The organism is Vibrio gallicus (assembly GCF_024346875.1).
Classification (GTDB): Bacteria; Pseudomonadota; Gammaproteobacteria; order Enterobacterales; family Vibrionaceae; genus Vibrio; species Vibrio gallicus.
Map to the genome: position 1 here is coordinate 1,989,057 of NZ_AP024871.1, position 17,654 is coordinate 2,006,710.

Sequence of the window (17,654 nt, forward strand, 5' to 3'; positions counted from 1 at the left end):
GTTGATTTACCAAGGTAAAATTTTCTTAAACCAGGGCTTAGCTTGCTGCTCACAGCGCTGCAATAATTCGCCTGAATCATCCCATACTGGTAGCTTATACTGGCTATTACAATCTATGCTTAAGCTACCATCTTTATTACTTCGATAGCCTAGTGTACGAATCCCTTGCGGCCACGATAGACGCAGTAATTCAGGCTCTCTATGAGATAGATAATTCGCATATACCCGCAAAGCGCCCGATGACCCAGTGAGGTGAGCAGGTTTGTTGTCATCTCGTCCAACCCATTGTGTGACCACTTCACGTCCATCTACACCGACAAACCAGCTGTCTTTTCCATCATTGCTGGTTCCGGTTTTACCCGCTAAAGCGTAGCGAGAAAACTGGCCATTTAGATAACGGCCAGAGCCTTCTTTGACTACCATTTTCATAGCGTAAGTCGCCAGCCATGCCGCTTGTTCTGGTACTACTTGTTGCGCCTTAGGGAAGGATTGATATAGAACCTCTCCCTCTTGATTCATGACGACTCTCAACGCACTCAGAGGTACCTTGCGTCCAGAGTTAGTGATGGTTTGGTACATCTGCGCCACCTGAATAGGCGTCAAAGAGAAGGCTCCAAGGAACATAGAAGGAACAGGGCGAACCTCATTTTTAGGCACGCCTAATGTCTCTATCAAGTCTTGTACGTTTTTGATCCCTAGCCCCATACCTAACTTTACCGTTGGTACGTTTAATGAATGAGCCAATGCACGAAACATGGGCACATTACCGCGAAATTTACGATCGAAATTGCGCGGGGTCCATACCGTCCCTTTGCTTCCTTTGAGAGAGATAGGCTCATCCACTAGCGTGGTCGCCAGTTGATACTTATTCGGCTGCATCAATGCGTCAAGGTAGATGGCAGGTTTAACCAGCGATCCTATCTGACGTGATGCGCTTAACGCTCGGTTGAAGCCGTCATATCCGGTACGCCTACCGCCAACCATAGCTCGTATCTCACCCGTTTGACGGTCGACCGCAATCGCAGCCGCTTCTAGATTTTTAGCTTGCCCTTTTTCTAGGTGAGGTAAAACTTCTTTAACCGACTTCTCTAGCAGGCTTTGTGAAACTGGATCTAGGGTTGTAAATAACCTTAAACCGACATGATTCTCAAAGCTATCTCCGACATTATTCTTAAGTTCACGGGTCAACTGTTGAAAGTACGCGGGTTGGCGACTAGCAATATGGGGGTGCTTTTGCACATCTAGGTCTCGACTAACCGCCTGCTCATATTGATTGGCATTCAACATCCCCTGTTCAAAGAGCAACTTAAGGATCAGATCGCGACGATGCTTAGCGCGCTCAGGATTACGGATCGGATTGTAATACGATGGACCTTTGACCAGTCCGACCAACATTGCCAGTTGGTCAATACGCAGCTCTTCAACTGGCTGTCCAAAATAAAAGCGCGCCCCTAAGCCAAAGCCATGGATAGCCTGTCCTGCACTCTGCCCTAGATAGACCTCATTTAAATAGGCCTCTAGGATGCGGTCTTTATCATATTTATGATCGATAATTACCGCGATCAATGCCTCGCGGACCTTACGCCATAGGGTTTTATCTCGGCTCAAGAATAGGTTCTTACTGAGCTGCTGGGTCAAGGTGCTTCCCCCTTGAACCGCTCTTCCTGCTTTTACATTGGCCACAAACGCCCGTGCAATTGCGGTTAATGACACCCCATCGTGGTGATAGAAGTCTCGGTCTTCAGTGGTTAGCAGCGCATCTACAAGAAACTCGGGATACTGCTCTCGACGCACAAATAAACGCTGCTCAACGACATTTTTCTCAAGCATACCTAGCATCTTTGGCTCTAGGCGCAAAAAGCCGAGTTCTCTATCTTGTTCAAGCGACTTAATACTGCGGATGCTTTTATCATCGAAAGTTAGCATCACATGTCGCTGCGGCTCTGGGCCGTCTTGAAACTCAAATGGGCGTCGAATCAACTCAATTTTGGTACTAGAGGCTGAGTATTCTCCTGCCAGCTGAGGACTGCGCACCTTACGATAGTTAAGAACATCAAGCTCTTTTAGCATCTGTGCATGGGATATATCAGTACCTGGAGCAAGGTTTAATATCCGCGCATAAACCACCGTAGGTAAATCAAACAACTGTCCCTCAAAGCGACGTTCAACCACAGTATTTAAATAGAAAACAACAAATAACAGCACCGCACCAGCCACCAGCCCTAGCTTCCAGCCTACTCCCCACAATCGGCGCCAGATACTAACTTGTTGAGATTTCTTCGTTGCTCGTTTTTTGGGCGTCGCTTTACGACGACCAGAGGCCGGCTTACGCTTAGTGGTACCGCTGCTTGTATTATTGGTTTGCTTTTTAGTCACTATGGATTATCCAATCATTTTGAATTTAATTGACGCTTAGTTTTACTCGTCGCTACATGCGAAGCTGGATCATCTGGCCAAGGATGTTTTGGATAGCGTCCCTTCATCTCTTTTTGTACTTCTTTGTATGCCCCGATCCAAAAACCGGCAAGGTCTTGAGTAACCTGCAATGGCCTTTGTGCTGGAGATAGTAGCTCTAGAGTCACCTTAACTCTCCCTTGAGCGACAGTAGGTGAACTCGGTTGCCCAAACATCTCTTGCAGTTTTATCGATAACTTAGGGGGCATTCCCAATTGGTAATCCAATTTTTTTTGTCCCCCAGTTGGTACTGGCAAGCGAGTTGGCAATAGCTGGTCGAGCTGTTGAGTAACAGACCAGCCGAGATAAGCCTCAAGTACCTTAAACAAGTCCAATTTTTGCAAATCTTTTAACGAACGGGATGACTGAATATAAGGTGCTAACCACTGTTTAAGATCCGCGATCAGGCTTTCATCACTCCAGTCAGGCCAATCCATCTCCGGCAACCACTCTTTAGCGCACAATACTCGAGTGCGGAGGTTACTGGCAGAGTCACTCCAAGGCAATGTCTGCAGGCCTTGTTCGGTGATAAAATCAAGCACGCCATTAGTTATGGCTTGTGAATCCAAATCAGCGACTGGAATCACTTTTTTTTCAATAACTAATGCGCCTAGTCGAAGCTGCTTCTCACCTCGCATACCTTGCTTGTTGCTGTCCCAAATAAGGCTCTCTCGCTGTTCAAGCGGATGGTATTGTTCAAGCCCGTCACGCAGAATAGGCGCAGCCAATAAAATACGCCCATCGGCTTGCCGACTTTTCTGAACCCGCGCTACCACCAATAGATCGTGTTTAACAAGTGGACTGAGCTCATCGATAAAAGCGCCAACTCCCGATGCTAAGAGATAGGTATTATCCCCGCCATTACGCTTAATGGCGACTCTATCTGGAAAACCAAAGCTTAAGCAGTTACCTAGCTGTTCTAAGTCAACCTGCTTACAATCAAAGCGATATGCCATTTTTTGGCTCAAGCTATGAATGCGAGTCAATAATCGTCTCTGATATGCGTGATGCCCTTGCACTAATTGCAAAACCTGCCCAGCCAGGTCTTCGTTGTTTCTCAAAGGCTCTTCGACCACAGCAACACAAGCCATCGCTGTTGCTAATAACGATTGTGGTGCACGCAATAAGATAGCCGCCAATCTTGGTTCTAAGCCTAATTGTAGAGCTCTCGTACCTGCTTGAGTCAAAGTATGGTCAGAAGAGAGTAAGGTTAACTGCGTCAGTAATTGACGGGCCGCATCTTCTGCTGCCGCGCTCGGGATATCAAGCCATTGCAATTCATCAAGCCTGCGAGCGCCCCAGCCACACACCTCCAACACCAAGGATGAAAGGTCACTACGTTGTATCTCTGGTGGGGTATGAAATGCACTTTGATTAAACAAAGACTCAGAATAAAGGCGCACGCATATTCCCGATTCAGTACGTCCAGCGCGACCTGCTCGTTGAATTGCTGACGATTGAGATATCTGTTTTTGCTCGAGCTTAGTCACGCCGCTCACCAGATCAAAATTACTTTGATTCTCAAGTCCGGTATCTACCACTATACGAACCCCTTCAATCGTCAATGAGGTCTCAGCAATATTAGTGGCAATCACTAGCTTTCGGTATCCCTCTTTGGCTGGTTGAATAGCCTGTTGTTGGGCTTTAAAGTCAAGGCTGCCATGTAGCGCCAGAACCTCAACCTGCTGAGGGAGGTTAATATCTTGGCTAAGCCGTTCAATACAGGCGTTAATAAGGCCAACACTCGGCACAAACACCAATGCTGATCCGCTCTCTTTATTGAGTAGGCGCAAAGTTTGGCGACAGATATGAGTAACTAAATGTTCGTTAGCGGGAGCCGGAGCATACCTTTGCTCAATAGCATAGCTGCGGCCTTGAGACTCAAGTGTCATCGCATCTGGTATGAGTTTATCTAAGCCAAGGTGCTGTAGGGTTGCAGACATCACCACTATCTTAAGCCGTTCATTGAATACCTGCTGGACCTCAAGCGCGAGCGCTAAACCAAGGTCTGCGTGTAAGCTCCGTTCATGGTATTCATCGAACACCACCATACCGACACCAGTAAGCTCGGGGTCGGCTTGGATCATTCGAGTCAGGATTCCCTCAGTGACGATCTCCAAGCGTGTCGTTTGGCTAGACTTTGATTCGCCTCGTATTCGATATCCTATACTCTTACCTACTGGCTCCCCCAATTGAGATGCCAGATAAGTAGCAATACTTTTAGCCGCCAAGCGCCTTGGCTCTAGCATGATAATCCGTCCCTCAACTTGGCCACTTTTGACAAGCATTAGGGGTAAATAGGTGGACTTACCCGCACCAGGAGGTGCTTGTATCACAAATTGATTGTGGGAAGATAAAGCGTCAATTAGTGGCGCTATGATCTCTGTTATAGGTAAAGAGCTTTGAGCTTGTATCACGTCACGAGCCTATGCCAAGATGATGGTTTTCGACAATTCTACCCAAAAGCATCCAAAATGGAATTTTCACCTACATTACAACGCGGTATTTTATTAAAACGCTATAAGCGCTTCTTAGCCGATTTAACACTAGAATCAGGTGAGCTACGCACCATACACTGCGCTAACACTGGTGCCATGACCGGATGTGCCCAGCCTGGTAGTCGCGTATGGTTCTCCACATCGGACAACCCAAAGCGTAAATACCCTAATAGCTGGGAAATAACCGAAACTGATGAGGGGCATAAGATTTGCGTAAATACCATCCGAGCAAACACTTTAGCGGTTGAAGCTATACAACTAGGTCTAATTCCAGAGCTTCGTAACTACACAGATTTAAAAACTGAACAGAAATATGGGCAAGAGAACAGCCGTATCGATATTTTGCTCACAGACCAAAATAGGCAAAATTGTTATGTTGAGGTCAAGAGCGTTACTCTGCTTACCGATCAAAGCAGTGGCTTAGGGCAATTCCCAGACTCAGTTACCACCCGTGGGCAAAAACATCTGCGAGAATTGACGGAATTAGTGAAAAATGGGCAAAGATCAGTACTTTTATTTATTGTTTTGCATTCAGGGATTGAAAAAGTATCCCCTGCACACCATATAGATGAGCAGTATACAGAATTGCTAAAACAAGCCCAAAAATTCGGTGTAGAAGTGCTCTGTTACAAAGCGAAGATTGAGGTTAGTGGTATGGAAGTTTGTAACAAACTGCCCTTCTCTAACGCATAAAGTGACGATTTGTTCACACTTATTTGTACAGTTGCGAAAAGATAACAACCGTTAAGTTGCCTACTTTAGGACTTTTTGGTATAGATACCCGCCTTAAAATCATGCTACTTGTTGGTTTGATAAGGTTACTAGGAGATGCGGTATGCCAGAGACAAAGAAAAAAACGCTAGGCATCCTAGCCATAGCAGGCGTTGAGCCGTACCAAGAAAAACCTGGTGAAGAGTATATGTCACCAGAACAGATGGCTCACTTTACTAAAATTTTAGGCGCGTGGCGCAACCAGCTACGTGATGAAGTTGAACGCACCGTTGTTCACATGCAAGACGAAGCAGCAAACTTTCCAGATCCTGTAGACCGTGCGTCTCAAGAAGAGGAATTCAGTTTAGAGCTTCGCAACCGTGATCGCGAACGTCGTTTGATTAAGAAGATTGAAAAGACCATGAATAAGATCAAAGAAGACGAATTTGGCTTCTGTGATTCTTGTGGTGTTGAGATCGGCATTCGTCGCTTAGAAGCTCGCCCAACAGCAGATCTTTGCATTGATTGCAAAACGCTAGCTGAGCTTAAAGAAAAGCAAATGCAAGGCTAATTGCACTAGACTGTTAGCTAAATAGAATTACAAGGGAGCTTCGGCTCCCTTTTTCGGTTAATGCTTTATGACTCAATACATAGGACGCTTCGCTCCCTCACCTTCAGGTCCCCTACACTTTGGCTCCTTAGTTGCCGCCTTAGGTAGCTTTTTTCAAGCGCGCGCTCAAAATGGCCAATGGCTAGTGCGCATCGAAGATCTAGATCCCCCAAGAGAAATGCCAGGTGCAAGTGAAGATATACTCAATTCACTACGAGCCTACCACTTACATTGGGATGGTGAGGTTGTTTATCAGAGCCAACGCCATGCACTTTATGAGCAACAAATTCAGCAATGGCTGACACAAGGTCAGGCCTATTATTGCCAATGTACGCGCAAGCAAATAAAAGCCGAAGGTGGATTTTACCTTGGTCAGTGCCGAAACCAAAACCACAGTGCCTCAGGCAGCGCGGTTAGAATAAAGATAGACCATAGCGTATTACAGTTTGAAGACCTTAAGCATGGGACTATATCCATCCCACCGCAGATAGCAGAAGAAGACTTTATTATTAAGCGCCGAGATGGACTGTTTGCTTACAACCTTGCCGTAGTACTAGATGATATTGATCAGGGCGTCACTGAGGTAGTGCGGGGCGCTGACCTTATCGAACCGACCGGAAGACAGATAGCCCTTTATCAGATATTGGGTTACACCAAGCTGTCATACTTACACTTGCCACTCGCGGTAACCGACAACGGAGCTAAGCTATCTAAACAGAATCACGCTCAAGCTATCGACACCTGCAATCCAATACCAACTCTACTGCAGGCTATGCTATTTTTAGGTTTTAATATTCCAGAGGCGATAAAATCGCAAAATATTGAGAAAATCATCCGTTGGGGCATACAAAATTGGCGCTTAACTCAACTACCAATTGAAACTGAAATTACAACTCGGTTCTCAAATCGAAAAAGCTAAGCTATTATGTGCCCAATTATTGAGGGTTTATCCCTCCTCGTAACCATCAGGCATACCGACTAAATTCGATGACAACAGACTCAGATAGCCAAAACTCGACTGGCAAAATCGACCTTAAGATTTACACTCGAGACCAACACAATATCTCGCGTCAACACATAAGTGAAAACGCTTTAAAGGTGCTGTATCGATTACAGAAATCCGGCTATGACGCTTACCTAGTAGGCGGTGGTGTACGTGATCTGCTACTTGGACAATCGCCTAAAGATTTTGATATAGCAACCAATGCTACCCCAGAGCAGATAAAAGACCTGTTCCGAAATTGCCGCCTGATTGGACGTCGTTTTCGCTTAGCTCATATCATCTTTGGTCGCGATATTATTGAGGTTGCTACCTTTAGAGGACATCACCAACAGCCAGAAAAGCAAACCTCTATTCAATCTGACCAGGGTATGCTTTTAAGAGATAATGTCTATGGCAGCATAGATGAAGATGCTGAGCGTCGTGATTTCACTATCAACGCTATGTACTACAATATTGCTGACTTCTCTATTCACGACTATGCCAACGGGTTTAAAGACCTTGAGCGCGGTATGGTACGCATGATTGGAGACCCTGAGACTCGTTACCGTGAAGACCCAGTTAGGATGCTACGTGCAATTCGATTTGCATCCAAGCTAGATATGGATATCAGCTATGATACCGCAGAGCCAATCAACCATTTAGCGTCTTTATTAGAAAGTATTCCGTCGGCAAGATTGTATGAAGAAGTATTAAAACTATTACAATCTGGACACGGTCTTGATACCTATGACCTGCTACGAGAATTTGGCCTGTTCCAGCACCTCTTCCCTCAGGTTACTGAATTTTTCACTGAAGAGGAAGAATCTAAAACTGAGCGCATGATAGAGCAGGTATTAGAGTCTACCGACCAGCGAATTGCTGAAGGAAAAAGAGTCAACCCTGCCTTTATATTTGCCGCCATCTTATGGTATCCAGTAGAGGCTTACGCTGAGCGCTTAGTTGAACAGCAAGGTATGGCTTACTATGATGCGATGATGACTGCGGGCAATCACGTACTGGACGAGCAAGTGAAAAGCACGGCTATCCCTCGCCGTCATACCGCGACCATTCGTGAAGTATGGCAGCTGCAAAGCCGCTTAGACCGCCGCTCAGGAAAGCGCGCATTCCGCCTCCTTGAACTGAATAAGTTTAGAGCTGGATTTGATTTCCTAGAGATGCGTGGCAATGTCGAACAAGGCGAAATCCAACAGCTTGCAAAATGGTGGCATACCTTCCAACACTCAGGCCGTAATATGCGACAAGCTATGGTCAATGACCTAGCCAGTCCAAGCAAGGGTGGTAACAAGCGTCGTCGTTCGTCTAGTAACCGCAAACGCACCAAGAAACCAAGCCAATGATCACCACCTATATCGCGGTAGGAAGCAACTTGGGAGACCCTGTCTCTCAAGCTTTGCTAGCAATAAAGAGCTTAGCCGATATTCCAAAAACTCGTGTCATTGAGGCATCGTCTCTATATAGCAGTACCCCTATGGGACCGCAAAATCAGCCTGATTACATTAATGCTGTTGTAAAAATAGAGACCGAGCTTTCCCCTATCGAACTGCTCGATTGCACTCAACAAATAGAGCAACAGCAAGGACGTGAACGTAAAGATGAACGTTGGGGACCTCGTACTCTAGACCTTGATATTTTACTCTATGGCACACAAGTAATAGATGAACCTCGCTTAACTGTTCCTCACTATGGAATGAAAACCCGAGAATTTGTTTTATATCCACTACAAGAAATTGAACCTAATTTAGTACTACCAGATGGAAGCACACTTAAGTCTCTAATAGGCAATGTAGACCAAAACGGTCTGCGAGTGTGGGGCGAATAGCTACTTCCAAGTAAAGGCAAAAAAAATGAAAAAAGTTACCGTTAGCACATTAATGAAATGGAAAGCAGAAGGACGAAAATTCGCTTCGTCTACCGCTTATGATGCGAGCTTTGCGCAACTATTTGAACAGCAAGAAATGCCCGTTCTATTAGTGGGTGATTCTCTAGGTATGGTTCTACAAGGTAAGCCTGACACCTTGCCGGTAACCATTGAAGACATTGCATATCATACCCGCTGCGTGCGAGCAGGTAGTCCAAACAGCCTGCTTATGGCTGATATGCCATTTATGAGCTATGCCACTCCTGAACTTGCCTGTATCGAAGCTGGAAAGCTGATGCGAGCGGGAGCAAACATGGTCAAGCTAGAAGGTGGCGCTTGGCTTACTGAAACCGTTAAAATGCTAACTGAGCGTGCTGTACCCGTTTGTGCTCATTTAGGCCTAACGCCACAATCTGTGAACATTTTTGGTGGATTCAAGGTCCAAGGTCGCGAGCAAGAACAAGCAGATAAGATGGTACGAGATGCCCTTGAGCTGCAAAATGCTGGCGCTCAAATAATTCTTTTAGAGTGTGTTCCAGCTGAGCTGGCTGAGCGTATCACTAACGCATTGAATGTACCTGTAATTGGTATTGGCGCAGGGAATTCTACCGACGGTCAAATCCTAGTAATGCATGATATGTTTGGTATCTCGGCTAACTACATGCCGAAGTTTTCTAAAAACTTCCTTGCTGAAACTGGTGATATGCGCGCCGCTGTAACTCAGTACATTGAGCAAGTACAAGATGCTACCTTCCCCGGTCCAGACCACACGATTGCATAGGACAATATCATGCTTACTGTAAAACAACCGACTGAGCTGCGAGAGCAAATTCGCACCTTTAAGCGTCAGGGAAAAACGATCTGTTTTGTACCTACTATGGGTAATCTGCATCATGGTCATTTCACGCTAGTGAAAGAAGCTAGGCAGCATGCCGACATTGTGGTTGTCAGTATTTTTGTGAATCCAATGCAATTTGGCAACCCTGACGACCTCAACAACTACCCGCGCACTCTAGAGCAAGACCTTGCCCAGCTTAAACAGCTAGGTACTGACTTAGTGTTCACTCCAACCCCTGAGGTTATATACCCTAGGGGGCTAGAGAACCAAACCTCGGTTGAAGTACCTAAGCTATCTACGATGCTTGAGGGGGTATCTCGCCCTGGGCATTTTCGTGGTGTCGCAACCGTAGTTACTAAGCTGTTTAATCTAGTTCAACCGGATGTGGCCTGCTTTGGTGAAAAAGACTTCCAACAGGTCGCGGTTATTCGACAAATGGTTGAAGACCTTGCGATGGATATTAAGATCATTCCAGTACCTATCGTGCGTGAAGCCAGTGGCCTTGCTATGAGCTCTCGCAATGGGCGTTTAACTGAGCAGCAGCTTACTATCGCGCCACAACTGGCTAAAGTGATGCATCAAATGGCTGACCACATGCTTAAAGCCCCACTGGAGACTGCCGCTGTTATAAAGCAGGGTGAGGAAGCTATCCAGCTGGCTGGAATGAAGCCTGATGAGTTGTTTATTTGCGACGCTCACACCCTGGGTAGTATTAATGCTGATACAAGCGAAGCCGTTATCTTAGTTGCTGCCTTCTTAGGTCAAGTTCGACTTATTGATAACCTAGTAGTCAAGCTCGCTTAAGCAACAATCATTAAATAGCAAAAAGGGCAGTATTTAACTGCCCTTTTTTAGTTCTATGGTTTTGCTACTAAATGCGACTAGCTTCTAAGACCGATACCGCGATCGACTAGATAGTACGCAAGGCTAAACAGCAGCACGACAAACACAGTCAATACCGTAAATGAGCTGACTATATTGACATCCGAAACCCCAAGGAATCCATAGCGGAATGCATTCACCATATAAACTATTGGGTTGATTTTCGAGATATGTTGCCAAAATTCAGGTAACAAACTTATCGAATAGAATACACCACCAAGATAGGTTAGAGGGGTCAAAATAAAGGTTGGGATAATGGAAATATCATCAAATGATCCCGCAAACACCGCATTGATCAAACCGCCAAGTGAGAACACAATCGAGGTCATCACCACTGTACCTATTATAATTCCCCAGTGATGAACATGCAGGTCAACAAACAGCAGTGACACTATTGTAACTATAGTTCCAACCAACAGACCGCGAACGACCCCACCCATTACATAGCCAGCAATAATGACGTAGGTTGGAATTGGCGCCACCAGCAATTCTTCAATGTTTTTCTGAAACTTAGAGCTAAAGAATGATGATGCAACGTTTGAATATGAGTTGGTAATAACGCTCATCATAATCAACCCAGGGACGATATACTCCATATAAGTAAAGCCGCCCATCTGCCCGATTCTAGAACCAATCAGGCTGCCGAAGATCACAAAATAGAGCGTCATGGTAATCGCGGGTGGTACAAGTGTTTGTACCCAAATACGCATAAAGCGATGGATTTCTTTGCTAAGTAGGCTCTTAAATGCCGTCCAATAAATCGCGTACACCTTATTTCTCCTCCGTTTGATTACGAACAATGGTAACAAACAGTTCTTCAAGGCGGTTGGCCTTGTTTCTCATCGATAGAACCTTAATACCCTGCTCAGTTAACTGAGTGAATACGTGATTCAAGCCTTGTTCTTTTTGCAGTTCAATCTCTAAAGAACCATTACTAAAGCTCTGCTTAACCACACCATCAAGTTGCTGTGGTGGCTGACCCGCTTCAAGATCGAAAATAAAGGTCTCAACCTGAAGCTTATTAAGCAGCGCTTTCATGCTGGTATTCTCTATTAGCTCACCACGGTTGATGATACCGATATTACGACACAGCATTTCTGCCTCTTCGAGGTAATGCGTGGTCAAAATAATGGTAATCCCCTCCAAGTTGATCTGCTTTAGAAACTCCCACATTGAGCGGCGTAGCTCGATATCTACACCGGCAGTTGGCTCATCTAAAATCAATAGTTGAGGCTCATGCATTAATGCTCGAGCGATCATAAGACGGCGCTTCATACCACCCGATAGGCTGCGAGCTCGATCTTTGCGCTTACTCCAAAGATCCAACTGCGTCAGGTATTTTTGCGCTCTGAGTTTGGCGTCTTGGCGTGATACACCGTAATAACCGGCTTGTTGCAGTACTATCTGCTCAACGGTTTCAAACATGTTGAAGTTAAACTCTTGTGGTACCAAGCCTAAATGCTGCTTGGCCAATTCAAGGTCTTTATCTATATCATGTCCAAAGACTTTAACCGTACCTGAGGTCTTATTAACTAAAGAAGAAATAATACCTATAGTGGTAGACTTACCTGCACCATTAGGGCCCAACAAGGCATAAAAGTCCCCTTTTTTTACATTCAGGCTCACACCCTTTAGTGCTTCAAACCCACCTGAATATGTTTTTCTAAGCTGTTCTATTTCTAATGCAATCATATTAGCTACCGCTTTATTCCTTATCGGAATCTGCTATATTTCCAATAATATCGAAAAGTGTATGTATTTTACTATAAATGACGATCCATGTAACAGATTTCAATAGTAAAGATTGAAACTAAAAAAATTAGTTAATTTGAGCCTAAACAGCTCTGATGAGTAATCCTGACACTATTTTAACAAGATTCAAATTAATGCTTTGTGTATAGTATTCTCAATAAATAAAGGGACTTATCATGCCAGAAATTAAACAGTTATTTGAAAACAACTCAAAATGGTCTGAATCACTTAAAGCAGAAATGCCTGAGTATTTTTCGACATTAGCTTCAGGGCAATCACCAGGCTTTCTATGGATTGGATGTTCCGATAGCCGAGTGCCTGCAGAACGCCTGACTGGGTTGTACTCCGGAGAACTGTTTGTTCACCGAAATGTAGCTAACCAGGTTATCCACACTGACCTTAACTGTTTATCCGTAGTTCAGTATGCGGTTGATGTATTAAAGGTAAAGCATATTATTGTTTGTGGTCACTATGGCTGTGGAGGAGTTCAAGCATCAATTGATAACCCTAACCTTGGTCTTATCAACAACTGGATACTGCATATTCGCGACCATTATCTAAAACACCGCAAACTGATTGATTCACTACCTTTAGAAATGCAAGGCGACAAACTCGGCGAGATCAATGTAGCGGAACAGGTGTACAACTTGGGCAACTCAAGTATTTTACGTAATGCCTGGGATCGCGGTCAGCAGGTTGAAATACACGGCGTTATCTATGGTATCGGCGATGGCAAACTAACGGATCTGGAAATGAACTGTGCTAGTCATGAAAGCCTTGAAGCAACCTATCAAGAAGCTATGGCTAAAATCATAGGCTAACCGTCGCTTTATACATTCAAAAAAGGCAGCTCTGATAGCTGCCTTTTTGTTAACTGGTTACTCTTGGGGTACGACCTTACCTATGTACGGCAGGTTACGATACTTCTGCGCGTAATCGATACCAACACCAACCACAAACTCATCTGGGATCTCAAAACCGATCCATTTAACATCTACCTCAACCTCACGACGAGAAGGCTTGTCTAATAACGTGGCGATCTGAATAGAGTTAGGTTCTCGGATTGCTAGGATGTCGCATACCTTACTTAAGGTATTGCCAGTATCTATGATGTCTTCTACTAGCAGTACATCCTTGCCTTGAATGTCATCATCAAGGTCTTTCAAAATGCGTACATCGCGAGTACTTTGCATACTATTACCATAGCTTGACGCCGTCATAAAATCGACGGTGTGGTTTACGGTAACCGCTCGTGAAAGATCAGCCATAAATACGAATGAACCACGTAATAAACCAACTAACACTAATTCATCACTATCTTTATAGTGCTCATTTATCTGTGCGCCTAGCTGCTTTACTCTCTCTTGCACTTCTTGCTCAGAGATCATGACTTCAACGGTATGTTTCATAGTGCTTCTCACTAATGGAATATAGCTTCAACTATAGGATCAAAAGGGCAAGCATTGTAGCAGACAAAATTAGTTACAGAAAAACAAAAACCCAGCCACTTGGCTGGGTTTAGATTCAGTCACTTAAAACAGTTAAACTATTTTTTCTTTTTAACTGCTTTTTTGTTTGGTAAATCGGTAATTGAACCTTCAAATACCTCAGCGGCCAAACCTACAGACTCATGCAATGTTGGGTGAGCATGGATAGTCAATGCAATATCTTCTGCATCACAACCCATCTCAATTGCAAGGCCAATTTCACCTAGCAATTCGCCACCGTTAGTACCAACGATAGCACCACCAATAACACGGTGTGTTTCTTTATCAAAGATAAGCTTAGTCATACCATCTGAACAATCAGATGCAATCGCACGACCCGATGCAGCCCACGGGAAACTTGCAACTTCATAGTTAATGCCTTCAGACTTAGCTTCTTTCTCTGTCTTACCTACCCACGCCACTTCTGGCTCAGTGTAAGCAATTGAAGGAATAACTTTAGGGTCAAAGTAGTGTTTCTTACCAGAGATAACCTCTGCTGCAACATGACCTTCATGCACGCCTTTGTGAGCAAGCATAGGTTGACCTACGATATCACCGATAGCATGGATGTGCGGTACATTGGTACGAAGCTGTTTATCAACATTGATAAAGCCGCGCTCATCAACCTCTATACCCGCTTTCTCTGCATCAAGTAGCTTGCCATTTGGCACACGACCGATAGCAACTAGAACGGCATCATAGCGCTCAGCTTCTGCTGGTGCTTTTTTGCCTTCCATAGAAACATAGATACCATCTTCTTTGGCTTCAACAGCGGTAACCTTGGTTTCAAGCATCAAGTTAAACTTGTTCTTAATACGCTTGGTGTACACCTTAACGATGTCTTTATCAGCGGCTGGAATAACTTGGTCAAACATCTCAACAACATCGACCTTAGAACCCAATGAATGGTAAACAGTGCCCATTTCCAGACCAATGATACCGCCACCCATGATAAGCAACTTGCCAGGAACTTCTTTCAGCTCTAGTGCGTCAGTAGAATCCCAAATACGAGGGTCTTCATGAGGAATAAATGGCAGTTTAATTGGACGCGAACCTGCGGCAACAATTGCGTTGTCAAAGTTAACAAGCGTTGTTTCACCCTCGCCTTCTACAGCGATAGTATTTGGACCGGTAAATTTGCCGTAACCGTTAATAACCGTAACCTTACGCATCTTAGCCATGCCGTCTAGGCCGCCAGTTAGCTGAGTTACAACCTTATCTTTCCAAATGCGAATTTTGTCAATGTCGGTTTGTGGTTCACCAAAAACAACACCGTGCTCTGCCATCGCTTTTGCTTCTTCAATAACTTTAGAAACGTGAAGAAGTGCTTTCGATGGGATACAACCCACGTTAAGACATACGCCACCTAGGCTGCTATAACGCTCGATTAGTACAGTTTCAAGACCTAAGTCTGCGCAACGGAAAGCGGCAGAGTATCCAGCAGGACCTGAACCCAGTACCACAACTTGGGCTTTAATTTCTTTGCTCATTTTGACCTCTTGTAGTCATTATCCCTAACAGGCTAATTGGGTATTTGCGTTACCCCAGTTTACAAACTTGTAAACTAAGAGAAAACTAATTCCATTTAGGCTGTGAGCTATACAACAATTCGGCGCTAACTTATCTCAGTTACGCCCAATTTTGTTAAATATTTGCGACAAAAAGCAGCTCTTGCGAGCTGCTCTGTTTTTTACATTACCAGGCGACGAATATCGCTTAGGCATTGGTTTAAGAAGGTAATGAATCGTGCACCTTCTGCACCATCGATAACACGGTGGTCATAAGACAGTGATAATGGAAGCATTAGGCGAGGAGTAAACTCACTGCCGTTCCATACTGGCTTCATCTCAGACTTAGATACACCAAGGATACCCACTTCTGGTGCATTCACGATTGGCGTAAATGCTGTACCACCGATACCGCCTAGGCTTGAGATAGTGAAACAGCCACCTTGCATATCTGCAGCTGTTAGCTTACCAGAACGCGCCTTCTTAGAGATAGCCGCTAGTTCAGCAGATAGCTCATAGATGCCTTTCTTGTTTACGTCCTTAAATACAGGAACAACAAGACCATTTGGCGTATCTACTGCGATACCAACATTCACGTACTTCTTAAGAATAATGCTTTCATTATCTTCAGATAGTGACGAGTTGAATGAAGGGAACTCTTCAAGTGCTTTGGCTACAGCCTTCAGGATAAACACAAGTGGTGTGATCTTGATACCAGAGTCTTTCTTCACTTCAAATGCGTTTTGCTCTTTACGGAACTTCTCAAGCTCAGTGATATCTGCGTTATCCCACTGTGTCACGTGTGGGATCATTACCCAGTTACGGTGCAGGTTAGCGCCAGAGATCTTCTTGATCTTAGACAGCTTCTGAACTTCAGTATCACCAAACTTGCTAAAGTCTACTTTTGGCCATGGTAGTAGGCCAAGTGCACTGCCATCACCTTTGCCAGATGCGCCGGCACCAGACTCTAGGCGCTTAAGGGCGTCTTTTACAAAGCTCTGAACATCTTCTTTTAGGATACGGTTCTTACGGCCTGTGCCTTTAACCTTAGAAAGGTTAACGCCAAACTCACGCGCAAGACGACGAACAACTGGAGATGCGTGTGCATATTCGTGGTTCTCTTGGAAGTCGCCTTTAGTTGCTGGTGCTTGAGCTGCTGCTGCCGGAGCAGGTGCTGCCGCTGGGGCCGCTACTGGTGCTTGCGCTACTGCGCCACCTGCTGTTTCAAATACCATGATTAGAGAGCCAGTGGTGACTGAATCGCCTTCAGCAATCTTGATTTCTTTAACCGTACCGGCAAATGGTGCTGGTACTTCCATAGAAGCCTTATCGCCTTCTACAGTAATCAGTGACTGCTCTTCTTCAACGCTATCACCAACAGAAACCATGATTTCAGTCACTTCGACTTCATCACCACCGATGTCAGGTACGTTTACTTCTTGTACTGCTGATGCCGCGGCTGGAGCTGCAACAGGCGCTGCTGCTACTGGAGCAGGAGCTACTGCGCCTGACCCTGCCACCTCAAATACCATAACTAGAGAACCAGTTGATACTGAGTCGCCAGAAGCGATCTTGATTTCTTTTACGGTACCTGCAAACGGTGCAGGAACTTCCATAGAAGCCTTGTCGCCTTCAACAGTTAGAAGAGATTGCTCTTCTTCTACTGTATCGCCAACAGCAACCATGATCTCAGTCACTTCAACTTCATCACCACCAATATCTGGCACATGAACTTCTTTTAGTTCAGAAGCGCCGCCCGCAGGAGCTGCTACTGGAGCCGCTTCAACTGCTGGAGCTACAGGTGCTGCAGTTGCAGCGCCCGCTTCTTCAAAAATCATGATTAAAGAACCCGTTGTTACTGAATCGCCTTCAGCTACTTTGATCTCTTTAACGATACCCGCTTGAGACGCAGGTACTTCCATTGAAGCTTTATCGCCTTCAACAGTGATCAGTGACTGCTCTTCTTCAACCTTGTCGCCAACGTTAACCAGAATCTCAGTGACTTCAACCTCATCAGCACCGATATCAGGTACATTAATTTCGATTGTCATTT

The 17,654-nt window shown here is 44.9% G+C and carries 15 protein-coding genes; 8 read left to right on the forward strand and 7 right to left on the reverse strand.

Annotated elements, in window-relative coordinates; translation table 11 throughout:
• Nucleotides 1–6: 6 nt before the first annotated feature.
• Nucleotides 7–2,376 carry a penicillin-binding protein 1B gene (gene mrcB, locus OCU28_RS09195; protein WP_261815911.1) on the reverse strand — a complete coding sequence of 790 codons (2,370 nt, stop codon included), beginning with the start codon at nucleotides 2,374–2,376 and terminating at the stop codon, nucleotides 7–9.
• 14 nt (nucleotides 2,377–2,390) lie between these two features.
• Nucleotides 2,391–4,871, reverse strand: coding sequence for an ATP-dependent helicase HrpB (gene hrpB / locus OCU28_RS09200; protein WP_261815912.1), 2,481 nt, complete (start codon nucleotides 4,869–4,871; stop codon nucleotides 2,391–2,393).
• 57 nt (nucleotides 4,872–4,928) lie between these two features.
• Between hrpB and sfsA the strand changes: the two genes are divergently transcribed.
• From sfsA to panC, 7 genes are all read left to right on the forward strand, one after another.
• Nucleotides 4,929–5,645: a DNA/RNA nuclease SfsA gene (sfsA, locus tag OCU28_RS09205; RefSeq protein WP_261815913.1), complete on the forward strand. Its 717-nt coding sequence runs from the start codon at nucleotides 4,929–4,931 to the stop codon at nucleotides 5,643–5,645.
• A 142-nt stretch (nucleotides 5,646–5,787) separates the two neighbouring features.
• Complete coding sequence (gene dksA / locus OCU28_RS09210) at nucleotides 5,788–6,234, forward strand: RNA polymerase-binding protein DksA (RefSeq protein ID WP_261815914.1); 447 nt, start codon at nucleotides 5,788–5,790, stop codon at nucleotides 6,232–6,234.
• Between the two features lie 67 nt (nucleotides 6,235–6,301).
• Nucleotides 6,302–7,192 carry a tRNA glutamyl-Q(34) synthetase GluQRS gene (gluQRS, locus tag OCU28_RS09215; protein WP_261815915.1) on the forward strand — a complete coding sequence of 297 codons (891 nt, stop codon included), beginning with the start codon at nucleotides 6,302–6,304 and terminating at the stop codon, nucleotides 7,190–7,192.
• A 68-nt stretch (nucleotides 7,193–7,260) separates the two neighbouring features.
• Nucleotides 7,261–8,613, forward strand: a complete 1,353-nt coding sequence (gene pcnB, locus OCU28_RS09220) for a polynucleotide adenylyltransferase PcnB (protein WP_261815916.1) — start codon at nucleotides 7,261–7,263, stop codon at nucleotides 8,611–8,613.
• Nucleotides 8,610–9,095: a 2-amino-4-hydroxy-6-hydroxymethyldihydropteridine diphosphokinase gene (folK, locus tag OCU28_RS09225; protein ID WP_261815917.1), complete on the forward strand. Its 486-nt coding sequence runs from the start codon at nucleotides 8,610–8,612 to the stop codon at nucleotides 9,093–9,095. The genes pcnB and folK overlap by 4 nt, the downstream gene beginning before the upstream one ends.
• Nucleotides 9,096–9,120: 25 nt before the next feature.
• Complete coding sequence (panB, locus tag OCU28_RS09230) at nucleotides 9,121–9,915, forward strand: 3-methyl-2-oxobutanoate hydroxymethyltransferase (RefSeq protein WP_261815918.1); 795 nt, start codon at nucleotides 9,121–9,123, stop codon at nucleotides 9,913–9,915.
• Between the two features lie 9 nt (nucleotides 9,916–9,924).
• Nucleotides 9,925–10,776 carry a pantoate--beta-alanine ligase gene (panC, locus tag OCU28_RS09235; RefSeq protein WP_261815919.1) on the forward strand — a complete coding sequence of 284 codons (852 nt, stop codon included), beginning with the start codon at nucleotides 9,925–9,927 and terminating at the stop codon, nucleotides 10,774–10,776.
• A 77-nt stretch (nucleotides 10,777–10,853) separates the two neighbouring features.
• Here the strand turns inward: panC and OCU28_RS09240 are convergent, their stop codons facing one another.
• Together OCU28_RS09240 and OCU28_RS09245 are read right to left on the reverse strand one after the other, a co-directional pair.
• The gene (locus OCU28_RS09240; RefSeq protein WP_261815920.1) at nucleotides 10,854–11,624 is read right to left on the reverse strand and encodes an ABC transporter permease; all 771 of its coding nucleotides are present in this window, start codon (nucleotides 11,622–11,624) and stop codon (nucleotides 10,854–10,856) included.
• A 1-nt stretch (nucleotide 11,625) separates the two neighbouring features.
• The gene (locus OCU28_RS09245) at nucleotides 11,626–12,546 is read right to left on the reverse strand and encodes an ABC transporter ATP-binding protein (protein ID WP_261815921.1); all 921 of its coding nucleotides are present in this window, start codon (nucleotides 12,544–12,546) and stop codon (nucleotides 11,626–11,628) included.
• A 236-nt stretch (nucleotides 12,547–12,782) separates the two neighbouring features.
• On the opposite strand from OCU28_RS09245, the gene can reads away from it, so the two are divergent.
• The gene (gene can, locus OCU28_RS09250; RefSeq protein ID WP_261815922.1) at nucleotides 12,783–13,427 is read left to right on the forward strand and encodes a carbonate dehydratase; all 645 of its coding nucleotides are present in this window, start codon (nucleotides 12,783–12,785) and stop codon (nucleotides 13,425–13,427) included.
• A 57-nt stretch (nucleotides 13,428–13,484) separates the two neighbouring features.
• On the opposite strand, the gene hpt is transcribed toward can, so the two are convergent.
• From hpt to aceF, 3 genes are all read right to left on the reverse strand, one after another.
• Complete coding sequence (gene hpt, locus OCU28_RS09255; protein ID WP_261815923.1) at nucleotides 13,485–14,015, reverse strand: hypoxanthine phosphoribosyltransferase; 531 nt, start codon at nucleotides 14,013–14,015, stop codon at nucleotides 13,485–13,487.
• 137 nt (nucleotides 14,016–14,152) lie between these two features.
• Nucleotides 14,153–15,583 (reverse strand): dihydrolipoyl dehydrogenase, encoded by a 1,431-nt coding sequence (gene lpdA / locus OCU28_RS09260; RefSeq protein WP_261815924.1) that lies wholly within the window; start codon nucleotides 15,581–15,583, stop codon nucleotides 14,153–14,155.
• 200 nt (nucleotides 15,584–15,783) lie between these two features.
• Entirely contained in the window at nucleotides 15,784–17,652 is a 1,869-nt protein-coding gene (gene aceF, locus OCU28_RS09265; RefSeq protein WP_261815925.1) for a pyruvate dehydrogenase complex dihydrolipoyllysine-residue acetyltransferase, read from the reverse strand.
• Nucleotides 17,653–17,654: the final 2 nt, after the last annotated feature.

Bases quoted from the DNA above. Each gene is read 5' to 3' on its own strand.
- sfsA (WP_261815913.1), top strand. From the start codon at position 4,929: ATGGAATTTTCACCTACATTACAACGCGGTATTTTATTAAAACGCTAT.
- dksA (WP_261815914.1), top strand. From the start codon at position 5,788: ATGCCAGAGACAAAGAAAAAAACGCTAGGCATCCTAGCCATAGCAGGC.
- gluQRS (WP_261815915.1), top strand. From the start codon at position 6,302: ATGACTCAATACATAGGACGCTTCGCTCCCTCACCTTCAGGTCCCCTA.
- pcnB (WP_261815916.1), top strand. From the start codon at position 7,261: ATGACAACAGACTCAGATAGCCAAAACTCGACTGGCAAAATCGACCTT.
- folK (WP_261815917.1), top strand. From the start codon at position 8,610: ATGATCACCACCTATATCGCGGTAGGAAGCAACTTGGGAGACCCTGTC.
- panB (WP_261815918.1), top strand. From the start codon at position 9,121: ATGAAAAAAGTTACCGTTAGCACATTAATGAAATGGAAAGCAGAAGGA.
- panC (WP_261815919.1), top strand. From the start codon at position 9,925: ATGCTTACTGTAAAACAACCGACTGAGCTGCGAGAGCAAATTCGCACC.
- OCU28_RS09245 (WP_261815921.1), bottom strand. From the start codon at position 12,546: ATGATTGCATTAGAAATAGAACAGCTTAGAAAAACATATTCAGGTGGG.
- can (WP_261815922.1), top strand. From the start codon at position 12,783: ATGCCAGAAATTAAACAGTTATTTGAAAACAACTCAAAATGGTCTGAA.
- hpt (WP_261815923.1), bottom strand. From the start codon at position 14,015: ATGAAACATACCGTTGAAGTCATGATCTCTGAGCAAGAAGTGCAAGAG.
- lpdA (WP_261815924.1), bottom strand. From the start codon at position 15,583: ATGAGCAAAGAAATTAAAGCCCAAGTTGTGGTACTGGGTTCAGGTCCT.
- aceF (WP_261815925.1), bottom strand. From the start codon at position 17,652: ATGACAATCGAAATTAATGTACCTGATATCGGTGCTGATGAGGTTGAA.